Consider the following 10221-nt stretch of genomic DNA (forward strand, 5'->3'; position numbering starts at 1 on the left):
GTGGCCACCATCGAGACGTACAAGACATTCATGACCGGTGAGCGGCCGCCGGGGAAGTTCGCCGGACGCGTACGCCGCCCCAGTCTCCCGGCCACACGCACCGTGCTCGCAAAGCTTCACGCCACGGCCTGGTCGCTGCTCGCTCTCGGTGCCCTCTGGTCAACTCTCTACCCCATTGCGGCCGGGCCTTCGACCGCCAGCCTCTGGGCAGTCGGCGGCGTCGCCAGCCTGGCCGTCGCCGGGATCGCCACTTCGCGTGTCACTCTTCCTACGCGGACCGAACCCTGGCGCTGACTCCCGTACAACCCGGCTACCATGCCGCGGGGAAGCACAACGCCCGCCTGACCCTGTCGCCGCGTCCTCGTCCTGATCGACCATTCGACGCGCTCTGATCGCGTCGAGGACCAGGTCAAGTGACCGACACGATCGCATCACATCTCAGTCCGCGCACATGGATCACCGGAATCAAGCTATGAGTGGCCACCGGCTGTCGCATGAGCGCCTTATGGATGTCGTCCAGCGCGGGACGTCCTCCGCACCGGCAACGCGCAGTGCAGCCACCGTGCACGCTACGGGTCTGATCCCTGCTTGTGTTCGGATGTATGCGGCCTTGGCGATCTCGAACTGGTGGTCGGTGTCCTTGGCGGTCTCCGCGGAGGCGGCGAGGGCGACGACAGTGATGGCCGTGACCGCCAGTGCCAGGCCCCGGCGACGCCTGGGCGGCTCACCCAGCAGCGCGCGGGCACGGTCGGAGACTGCTGACGCGGCAGCGGCTAACGCAACGCCCGGCAGCGAGCCGGAGCGCGCAAGTCCGGCACGGGCCAATGCCCGGGCCGCCAGCCGGCGGTCGCACACTTCTTCGGCGGCGTCCTCGTCTGCCCACCGCTCGATCGCGGCACGGACAGCGGCGGCCACCGGACGTAGCAGCGGGTTGGCTGCAGCTGCCAGTTCCACAATCTGGACGTAGAGGTGATGCCGGTGGCGCAGATGGGACGCCTCGTGTGCAAGGAGAACCCGGCGCTCACCCGCGGGCAGTGCACGCAGCATGGCCGTGGAGACCACGACCCGGCCGCTGAGGCCGGAGGGCAGAGTGTAGGCGTCGGGACGTTCGTCCTGGACGACCACGAGTCCGTCCGCCGCGGGCCCAAGCTGCCGGCACGTGACGGCGGCGACGGCCAGGTCACGCCCGGCGAGGACGAAGCGCCGGATCGCGGCAGCGAGCAACGCCACCACGACGACCCCCGCCGCAACACCAATCGCCGCCGGTATCCGATCGCCTATCCCAAGCTTCGCGACCGACCAGTGCCCCAACGCGGCCACGAACGGAATTCGGGCCAGCACGAAGAACGCCACGACAGCCAGGACGAAGCCCGTCGACAGCGCCGTCACCAACGCGGCCGCGGTCAACAGCCGAACCGCCGTAGGCGGCGGCAACCACCGGCCGAGCCGGGCGCCGGTGAGCCAGAGCAGGACGCTGACGATCAGCGGGAGGTAGGCGGCGTAGTCCACGTCAGCCCTTGGGTTCGTCTCGCGACGTGGGGGTCAACAGGGAGGCGAGCACCTGGGCGTCCTCGGGTGAGAGGTCTTCGACGAACCGCGCCAGCACGCCAGCATGGTTGCCCTCACTGTCGAGGACACGACGCATCCGGTGCGCTGCCATCGCCTCGTCGACCTTCCCGGGGTCGGAGACGAGCGTATAGACGTAGGCACGACCGTCCAGTTGCCGCGAGAGTAGACCCTTGGCGTGCAGCCTTCCCAGCGTGGTCATGACCGTCGTGTACGCCAGACCGCCGCCGAGATCGGTAAGCACCTCGTTAGCGGACAACGCCCTGTCGGCCGCCGCCAAACACGCAAGCACCTCGCGCTCCAGTCCCCCGCGGGGACGCATCTGCGATCCCGCCACTCACGCCTCCAGTCGTCCGCCGAACTACCCACCCAGAATGTACTACTAACCTGGTAGTACTATCCTCAAGGGTCGAAGATCCATGGTGCCCGAGCTTCCTCCCCCACCAGGAAGCCCGGGTAAGGGATTGGCCCGCTTGATGCAAACGAAAGTAATCGTCGCTTGCGCCTAAGACCTTGCGGCCCGCCCCGCGAACCCATGACGATCATGACGTCTTGAACGTCGAGTACCGAGGCGGCGCAACCCTGGTCCCTCCGCCGGCCCGCCCCCCGTCGGGCCGGCGGAGGCTCGTCTGATCACCGTCTCCTGCGCCGCGGAAACCGGCGAGCCCGATTTCGGCCACAAGGCAGCGGGGGAACTGGTGGCCTCGCCTTGCATGGTCATTTCGTCGTAGGCGTGGATCCAGATCTGAGAAGAGGGGCTTGGGTGGTAGTCACCCTCACGTCCTCGCTTCTCTAGACCTTCAACCTTCGGACCAGACGCTCCCTCGCGGCACCGGTTCCCTTGACTTGGCCGAGCCGCCCCGACGGTGGGACAGATGGCCCTGAAGGACCCTCGGGGTGCGGGACGGGGTGCGAAAAGCCGTCGACAGGTGCTCGCCACGGGGCCGATGGGGGTGATCTTGGTGGCAAAGCTGCTGGTGAGGGCGTTGTAGACGCTGCGTGTGATTCTTCTAGTCCGATGGTCGGAGGTTCGAATCCTCGCGGGCGCACCCACCCTGGCCTGCGCAAACGTCATCTCCCACCTCCACCAGACGGCCGAGCGGCGACGTAGGACTTGCGTGCGTGTCGTGCCCGGGTACAGGCCGACCGGAGGCGTGTCGCCGACTGCCCGGGACACGGCGAGTGCGTCAACGTCGTGAACGACGGCGAAGGTGCCATCCGGGCAATTCGACGAAGAGGTCATGGTGCGGTCCGGCAGCCAGCCGATCGGAGCATCAACAGGGCATAGGCCTCTGTAACGAGCCCGAGTAGCGCCTACATATAACGGCTAACACGACCGCTGGGTTGGGATCGTCGTGGCGACAGGTGCGGTGCGACAACTGCTTATCGGGGGTCTCGTTCGCCGTAGAACGAGCATCCCATCCGGCGCGAGGTCGATTCGTGAACCGAAGCAGCGACTGACCCGTTCCAGCATGGACCGTAACCACCGGGAATCTTCCCCCGACGCGCGCCGGAGGCGCATCTGCCGGGCCTGCAGCGGCGCCATCCTCATGTCGGCCAACTCCCCGGTCCTTGGGTCCAAGGAAACGAGGAACATCAGCCGCAGGTCATCGCGGAACTCCTCGTAACCGGTTATGCCTTCGTAGTCGTCGATGAAGTCTCCGCAACCGTAGAGGATCAGCTTGCCCTCATACACTTCGATGGGACGGGGATTGTGCGAGGAATGCCCGTGCACAACGTCGACACCGCCGTCGATCAGCGCATGCGCGAAGCTGACCTGATCGTCAGATATGTCGTAGCCCCAATTGGATCCCCAGTGGATCGAGACGACCGCGACGTCGCCAGGGCGCTTCACCACACCAACCCGATCGGTAACGTCGGCTGCGGCCGTCTGCGACGGCTCGGCCAGAAAATCGATGCCGGGCTGCCCTTCAGATGCAGCCCAAGTCTCCGGAATGCCACTGGACGCCATACCAACCGAGAAGACCACGGTTCGCCCCCCGCCACTGAGCGGAACGATCGCGGGCTGGCGGGCCTCATGCGCATTCCTGCCCGCCCCCACCGCCTGTAGCCCCGCGCCGGCCAGCGTCCGAAGGGTTTCCTCAAGCCCTGGGTATCCGAAGTCCAGCACGTGATTGTTCGCTAAAACGCAAGCGTCGGGTCTGGCAGCGCTCAAGCAAGGAACGTTCGCCGGGTTGATCCGATAATGCACCGCCTTGCGCGGAGCGAAAGAGTCGCTTTTCGTGATGCTCGTCTCTACGTTTACCACGCGCACGCCCGGATCGAACCCGTCGAGCAGACGCAGCGCATCTCCCCACGGCCAGAAGAAATCGACCGGGCGAGCGATCGGACCGTTCGCTGCTTCTGCCAATCCAACGTATGTCAGGGCATCCCGCACGAAGGACTCCCGCAGCGTCGCGTCACCGGGGTGCGGAAGGATTTGATCAACGCCACGACCGAGCATCACATCACCGCACAGTGACAATCGCGCCGTCGGTGCACGCATGTCACCACGCTAGCCACGCCCGTTCGACCGGATCCGACACAGCACTCATCCAGTCGACCCGAGTGGCCCGGGCATGCCAGGCGAGGTGGGCGGCGGTCGGCGTCGACGCTCGGTAGGCGAAGGTCCCCGCGGACCGCCACCGTCCTCCCCTGTCTGGTACCGACCCGGACCAGGTCGACTGGGGACTACCGGCGACGCCGGAACCTTGAGGGGGTTTGCTGTGACGACACCAGCCAGGCGGGAGCAATCGCGGTTCGGGGATCTGTTGGACTGGCTTGAGGGAGACCTCCTCCCGGCGCCCTTCCTTCGGCCGCTCACCGGCCGCCACCCCGTGCGGGTGGAGGACTACCTGGAGGAGGGCACATATGTCCTGCGGGCCGAACTGCCCGGAGTGGACCCGGACAAGGATGTCGAAATCACGGTCGACGAGGGGATGCTCACCGTGAAAGCCGAGCGACGGGAGGAGGGACGGTCGGAGTTCCACTACGGCAGCTTCGCCAGGACAGTCCCACTGCCCACCGGCGCGGACGAGAGCGACGTGCGGGCCTCGTACTCCAACGGCATCCTCGAGGTGCGTGTCGGCGTGAGGAAGGCCGCGCGACCCGAGCCCAAGCACATACCGGTGAGCCGAGGCCCGGCCGAGTGACCTGACAGGTCGGTCCGCCGGGCCCGCAGATCGCCACGCTCAGCGTGTGCGGTCCTGCGTCCCGGCGGCGGACCTCGCGGTTTGTGTCGTCAACGCGGCGAGCCCTTCGGAGACGCGCATCCGCGGCGACGACGGACCACGGATGCGGCGGGCGTCGGGCGGCAGGGCGGCAACGTCTCGCGCACAACGTTCACGCGCAGCGGCGATGGTGTCCCCGCCCCCGAGACGTCGACCGTTCCGCATGACCTCGACGAGCACAGGTTCGAAGCCGTCGGGTCCTGCCTCCTCGCGAAGAGCCAGGACATCCTGCTCGATCGGGAGGTGCCGCCACACCTGCTTCGCGCCCGGGAGGGTGGCCTTGCCGGGCGAGAGCTTGCAGACGGGGCGGCCGCCGAACGCGACCAGCTTGTACGCGCTGTCCAGAGAGGGCGCGTCGGCGGACACGCCCATGCGGGTGCCGACACCGGCGGCGTCTATCGGTGCTCGTTCCAGGACGAACCGTTCCAGGTCGTACTCGTCCAGCCCTCCGCTGACGAAGATGCGGACCTTGCGCAGACCCGCCTCGTCGAGGATCTGCCGTGCCTCGCGGGCGAGCGCCACGAGGTCGCCGCTGTCCAGCCGTACGGCAAGCGGCCTGTCGAGCGTCATGTCCTTGACCACCCGCACCGCGGTGCGCACCCCGGCGAGCGTGTCGTACGTGTCGACCAGGAACGTGACCGGCCCGGGCAGGTCCTCGGCGAACGCCCGGAACGCGTCGGCTTCACGTGGGAACGCCTCGACGTAGGAGTGCGCCATCGTGCCGGCCGCCGGCAGCCCGTAGCGCCGCGCCGCCTCGACGTTGCTGGTGGCGGCGAAACCCGCGATCGACGACAGGCGGGCGACAACCATGCCGGCCTCGATCCCATGAGTACGCCGGAACGCGAAGTCGACAAGCTCCATGCCGCCCGCCGCAAGACGACATCTGGCCGCCTTGGTGGCGATCGCTGTCTGGTAGGTGATGTGGTTGAGCAGCACGGTCTCGACGAGTTGCGCCTCCGCCGCCGGCGCAGTGACCTCCAGAAGGGGTTCGTCGGCGAGAACCACGCGGCCCTCGGGGACAGCGCGGACGTCCCCGGTGAAGCGCAGCCCGGCGAACGCCCGAACGGTCGCGTCGTCGAAGCCGGCGTCGCGCAGCCAGCCGAGGTCCTCCGCCTCGAAAGCGAAGGATTCCAGAGTGGTCAGGCAGTCCTCCAGACCGGCGGCGACGAGGAAGCCGCGGTCGGGTGGCAGGGCACGGACGAAGAGGCTGAAGGTGGCCGGTCCGGACATGCCACGCCGAAGGTAGCTCGCGGCCATGTTCAGCTCGTAGAGATCCGTTACGAGCCCCGCCCCCATGGTTCGCTCCCTCCGCCCCTCAGCGCTTCACGTTCCCGCCGGCGTGCGTTTGGTGCGTCCCCGCGCCGGATCTCCTTCTACGGTCCCTTCGATGGTGGTCCAGCGGACCGATCCGTCGGTGCGCCCTGATGACGTTCGGCCCTGCTGGAACAGCGTCAACCGGAGCTAGACAGAAAGAGCAATTGCTCTATGTGGAAGGGATCCGCTGATGCGTGTCGAAGAGGTCTATCGGCCCGAAGCGTTCGCCTGTGAGGCAACCGACTCGCTGTCGGAGGCCGCGAGCAAGATGACCAGCCGGCACGTCGGTGCGCTTGCTGTGGTCGACGGTAACAGGCTCGTCGGCATCCTGTCCGAACGCGATGTCGTGCGTGCGGTCGCCGAAGGTGTCGATCTTCTCCGCGCCGGCGCCGGGTCGCACGCGACCCTCGATGTCGAGACCGCCAAGCTCGCCGAGGACACCACCGACATCGCCCGGAGGATGCTCGACGCCGGCATCCGCCACCTACCCGTCGTGCGGGACCACACCGTTGTCGGCATGATCTCCATGCGCGACGCCCTCGCCGTCGAGGCGTGGTTGTGAACCTGCGTGATGAATGGCCCGCTGTCGAGACCGCCCGGGCGTCGGGATGCTCGGCATTCTGGCCAGATGCGACGAATGTCGGCCTCGCCCCGAGGCTGGGACCTTCGCTGGGACTGGCGAAGGACCGTTGCCAGTCGGTCCTCCCGCCAGCTTGCGGGATCGTAAGAACTGGGCCTTGAGGGACACCCTGTTCGCGTCCCATGGTGAGCATCTGGCGAAAGGCAGCGATCGGATGGCGACACGTGACGCTCGGCCGATCGTCGTGGGCGTCGACGGGTCTGAGAGCGCACTTGATGCCGCGGCATGGGCGGCCAGCGAAGCCGCCCTGCACGACGTACCGCTGCGGATCGTCCACGGGGTCGCCGAGTCTGTCCTGCGAGTGCCGACCGGGCTGTGGGGGACGGGGACCGAAGACGGGTTGCGCATACACGCGGACCTGCTTGTCCGCGAGGCGGCGGCGACCGCCCACGCAGCCGCGCCTGGTGTCGACGTCAGTACCGCTGTGGAACGCGACCTCCCGCTACCGCTACTGGTCGGTGAAAGCCACGATGCGTTGTACGTCGTCGTCGCCGCCGCCGACCGTAACGCCGTTGCCGACATGGTGGCCGGCTCCACCGCGGTCTCGCTCGTCGCCCGAGCACACGCGCCAGTCGCCGTTGTGCGCAGCATCGATGATCCAGAACGCGACGACCGTCTCGTCATCGTCGGAGTCGACGGCTCGCCACTGGCAGACGCAGCCATACAGGTCGGCATCCAAGAGGCCATGCTTCGACACGGGCGGCTGCTTGCTGTGCATGTCGTCCACCATTACCGGGGCCGGGGCACGCAGCCGGCGACGAGTGACACCTCGGACGGAACCGCACTGCTCACCGATGCTCTGCGCGGCTGGCGCCACAAGTTTCCCGAACTCCAGATCGAGGACCAGGTCATGGCTGGACACCCGGCCGGGGTCCTTGTCCGCCTCTCCAACCGGGCAGGCCTCATAGTGGTCGGCGCCCGAGGCCTCGGCGGTTTCACCGGCATGCTTATTGGATCGGTCAGTCAGGCGCTGCTACACCACGCGCACTGTCCACTCATGACAGTCCCGCCGGCGACCCGCCAGCGCGTACAGCAGCGCGACGACTTGAGCAGGACGCGATGACACTGCAAATAGTGGCGGGCACAGTTGGTCAGCGGCTCGCGGGCGACATCACGACTGCGTTGGGAATCGAGGCGGGTGCATGCGTCGTGGACCGGTTTCCCGATGGAGAGTTACGACCCGCGGTGGCTGGCATAGCCGGCGCTGACGTCTATGTGGTCCAGCCCACCGGCCCGCCGGTCGCCGAGCATGTGGTCGAACTACTTCTCCTCCTTGACGCGTGCCGCCGAGCCGGCGCCGCCCGGGTGACAGCGGTTGTGCCGTACTTCGGCTACGCCCGGCAGGACCGCAGGAGCCGAGCCGGTCAGCCGGTCGGCGCGCGCGTCCTTGCAGGCGCGATCGCGTCGACCCAGGTCCATCGACTGATCGTTGTCGATCCACACACCCCGGCGCTGGAAGCGATGTGCCCCATGCCGGTGGAAATGCTGACCGCCGTACCGCTCCTGGCACAGGCACTCGCGACGTCTGTGACAAGCGACGCCATCATCGTCGCACCCGACCTCGGCGCGGCGAAACTCGCCGAACACTACGCCTCGCTGCTCCATACCCGAGTGGCACTTGTACGCAAGAGCAGAGAAAGCGGATCACGCGTGCGTGCCGAGGAGTTGGTCGGCGCGGTCGTCGGCGCTCCGGCCGTCGTGGTCGACGACATGATCAGCACAGGAGGAACCGTCAGCGCGGCGGTAGAGATTCTGCTGGACCACGGCTCGGCACCAGATGTGGCGGTCGCCGCCACCCACGGCCTGTTGATCGGACCCGCAACAGACCGACTCAGCGCACTTCCGATACAGCGTGTCGTCGTCACAAACAGCACTGGCCAGCAACAGAACACGATGCCCATCTTTGAGGTGCACTCCATCGCGCCGCTGCTCGCCGACGCCATTGGGCGGCTGCACCGTGGGGAACCGCTCGACGAGTTGCTCGTCCACACGTGACCATGCCACCCAGCGCTGTTGGCGCATGTCTTCACCGCAGACCTCGTGGCCGACCGGGCCGGTGGCCCGGACCGCTCGCTTCGACACCTGCGTGCCAACTCGCTCTGAAAACCCAATTCGCACCCGGCCATTACTCAGGGCCCGTGATCTTCGCGGGAGGGTGCACGCCGCCTATCCGAGCAAGCCTGTCCCCTGTGCGGTTGCGGGCCTAGCTGGATATTCCGGCCAGATCCCCCTAAGCCGACGCGCGGACTAGCGTGAACGGCGGCCCTGTTGTTGAGCCCATGGCCTGTTGTCCGGGGGCTTCTCGCACCACTTCACGGGGGTAGTCCAGCACCGGGTTGGACAGGCTCTCGTGCCTAGCGTTGTCATCGACGAGCACCGGCGGGCGGAGGGCGAGATGGTCAGCAGGGACGTGGTGGTCAGCGTACGGTGCGATACCCGTGAAAGCGCCGCGCAGGCGCTGATCGCGCTGAAGCGGTGCGCTGAGGCGGGCCGCCTCGACCTGAGAGGTGCGATCGTGTTCGAACGTCGGCCGGACGGTGGTATCCGGATGCCGGACGAACCCGACATGGTCACCGGGGTCCATACCGGCCGGGGCAGCCTCATCGGCATGATCATGGACATCTTCGGCGGTCCCCTGGGCATGCTGCTGGGGTGGCGAGGCATCGCCGTCATAGCTGCCGCGGCCGATGTGCGGGCGGCGGAGAAGGCCGGCCAGTCGACCGACTTCCGCGTGTCCGTTCGCTTCGGGAACGCACTCGTGGTGGCTGATGTCACCGAATACGACGACACGGTCATCAACGCTGAAATGGCCCGTCTCGGGGGTACCGTGATCCGACGACCTGCCGACTTTGTTCTGGACGAACTGGCCGCCGCCGAGGATGCGGCGAAGGCCGCAGAGACCGCCGCGTTGCGCGTCCTCCGATGCCAACACAAGGCCGAACGCGTCATGCCATGCCCTAACCCCCAGCAGTCCGCTGAGTGAACGCCAAGCGAGTCGCCACCCCGCGCTCGCGGGGTGCGGGACTGGGTGCGAAATGCCGTCTGCCAGTGCTCTCCAAGGGGCTGGTGAGGGTGATCTTGGTGGCATAGCTGCAGGTGAGGGCGTTGTAGACGCTGCATGTGATTCTTCTAATCCGGGTTGTCGGAGGTTCGAATCCTCCCGGGCGCACCCGTGTGATCTCTCAAGAGATCGGAATGGCCTCGAACCCTCATTGGGTTCGGGGCCGTTTTGGTTTGGGGCCTGGTGGCCGGCCGGTGGGTTTCGGTGATGGTGGCCGGCTGGGCGGGTTGGGCGCGTAGCCACTTCTTCGTCGTCTGCTGGAACCGTTCGACCTTGCCGCAGGTAGTGGGGTGGTTGGGGCGGGAGTTCTTCTGGGCCACGCCCAGCTTGCGTAGCTCGGTTTCCAGCCCGTTGCGGCCCTTCCCGCCGGACAGGCGGGTGGTGAAGACCATGCCGTTGAGCGAACCGGG

The 10221-nt window shown here is 67.2% G+C and carries 10 protein-coding genes; 5 read left to right on the top strand and 5 right to left on the bottom strand.

Annotated features, from left to right (window positions below; genetic code table 11):
* Positions 1-465: 465 nt before the first annotated feature.
* The 3 genes from FHR37_RS14490 to FHR37_RS14500 form a co-directional block, all read right to left on the bottom strand.
* Positions 466-1407: a M56 family metallopeptidase gene (locus FHR37_RS14490; protein WP_202818413.1), complete on the bottom strand. Its 942-nt coding sequence runs from the start codon at positions 1405-1407 to the stop codon at positions 466-468.
* Between the two features lie 103 nt (positions 1408-1510).
* Positions 1511-1903, bottom strand: a complete 393-nt coding sequence (locus tag FHR37_RS14495) for a BlaI/MecI/CopY family transcriptional regulator (RefSeq protein WP_202818414.1) — start codon at positions 1901-1903, stop codon at positions 1511-1513.
* A 990-nt stretch (positions 1904-2893) separates the two neighbouring features.
* The gene (locus FHR37_RS14500; RefSeq protein WP_092890388.1) at positions 2894-4072 is read right to left on the bottom strand and encodes a CapA family protein; all 1179 of its coding nucleotides are present in this window, start codon (positions 4070-4072) and stop codon (positions 2894-2896) included.
* Positions 4073-4337: 265 nt separating this feature from the next.
* Between FHR37_RS14500 and FHR37_RS31610 the strand changes: the two genes are divergently transcribed.
* Positions 4338-4718, top strand: a complete 381-nt coding sequence (locus tag FHR37_RS31610) for an Hsp20/alpha crystallin family protein (protein ID WP_275936404.1) — start codon at positions 4338-4340, stop codon at positions 4716-4718.
* Positions 4719-4757: 39 nt separating this feature from the next.
* On the opposite strand, the gene FHR37_RS14510 is transcribed toward FHR37_RS31610, so the two are convergent.
* Positions 4758-6092, bottom strand: coding sequence for a nicotinate phosphoribosyltransferase (locus FHR37_RS14510; RefSeq protein ID WP_092890394.1), 1335 nt, complete (start codon positions 6090-6092; stop codon positions 4758-4760).
* Between the two features lie 208 nt (positions 6093-6300).
* On the opposite strand from FHR37_RS14510, the gene FHR37_RS14515 reads away from it, so the two are divergent.
* From FHR37_RS14515 to FHR37_RS14530, 4 genes are all read left to right on the top strand, one after another.
* Positions 6301-6672, top strand: coding sequence for a CBS domain-containing protein (locus FHR37_RS14515; RefSeq protein ID WP_092890397.1), 372 nt, complete (start codon positions 6301-6303; stop codon positions 6670-6672).
* A 175-nt stretch (positions 6673-6847) separates the two neighbouring features.
* A complete protein-coding gene (locus tag FHR37_RS14520) occupies positions 6848-7813 on the top strand; it encodes a universal stress protein (RefSeq protein WP_175542847.1) in 966 nt (321 codons plus the stop codon).
* Positions 7810-8745 carry a ribose-phosphate diphosphokinase gene (locus FHR37_RS14525; protein ID WP_092890403.1) on the top strand — a complete coding sequence of 312 codons (936 nt, stop codon included), beginning with the start codon at positions 7810-7812 and terminating at the stop codon, positions 8743-8745. Before FHR37_RS14520 ends, FHR37_RS14525 begins: the two co-directional genes overlap by 4 nt.
* 400 nt (positions 8746-9145) lie before the next feature.
* Positions 9146-9733 (top strand): hypothetical protein, encoded by a 588-nt coding sequence (locus FHR37_RS14530; protein ID WP_139239259.1) that lies wholly within the window; start codon positions 9146-9148, stop codon positions 9731-9733.
* A gap of 146 nt (positions 9734-9879) precedes the next feature.
* On the opposite strand, the gene FHR37_RS30905 is transcribed toward FHR37_RS14530, so the two are convergent.
* On the bottom strand, positions 9880-10203 hold the full coding sequence (locus FHR37_RS30905) for a hypothetical protein (protein WP_202818415.1): 324 nt from the start codon (positions 10201-10203) through the stop codon (positions 9880-9882).
* Positions 10204-10221: the final 18 nt, after the last annotated feature.

This window comes from Actinopolymorpha cephalotaxi (assembly GCF_013408535.1).
Taxonomy (GTDB): domain Bacteria; phylum Actinomycetota; class Actinomycetes; order Propionibacteriales; family Actinopolymorphaceae; genus Actinopolymorpha; species Actinopolymorpha cephalotaxi.

Coding starts and splice junctions, on each gene's coding strand:
- FHR37_RS14500 (WP_092890388.1), bottom strand. CDS start 4,072: ATGCGTGCACCGACGGCGCGATTGTCACTGTGCGGTGATGTGATGCTC.
- FHR37_RS14510 (WP_092890394.1), bottom strand. CDS start 6,092: ATGGGGGCGGGGCTCGTAACGGATCTCTACGAGCTGAACATGGCCGCG.
- FHR37_RS14515 (WP_092890397.1), top strand. CDS start 6,301: ATGCGTGTCGAAGAGGTCTATCGGCCCGAAGCGTTCGCCTGTGAGGCA.
- FHR37_RS14525 (WP_092890403.1), top strand. CDS start 7,810: ATGACACTGCAAATAGTGGCGGGCACAGTTGGTCAGCGGCTCGCGGGC.
- FHR37_RS14530 (WP_139239259.1), top strand. CDS start 9,146: ATGGTCAGCAGGGACGTGGTGGTCAGCGTACGGTGCGATACCCGTGAA.
- FHR37_RS30905 (WP_202818415.1), bottom strand. CDS start 10,203: ATGGTCTTCACCACCCGCCTGTCCGGCGGGAAGGGCCGCAACGGGCTG.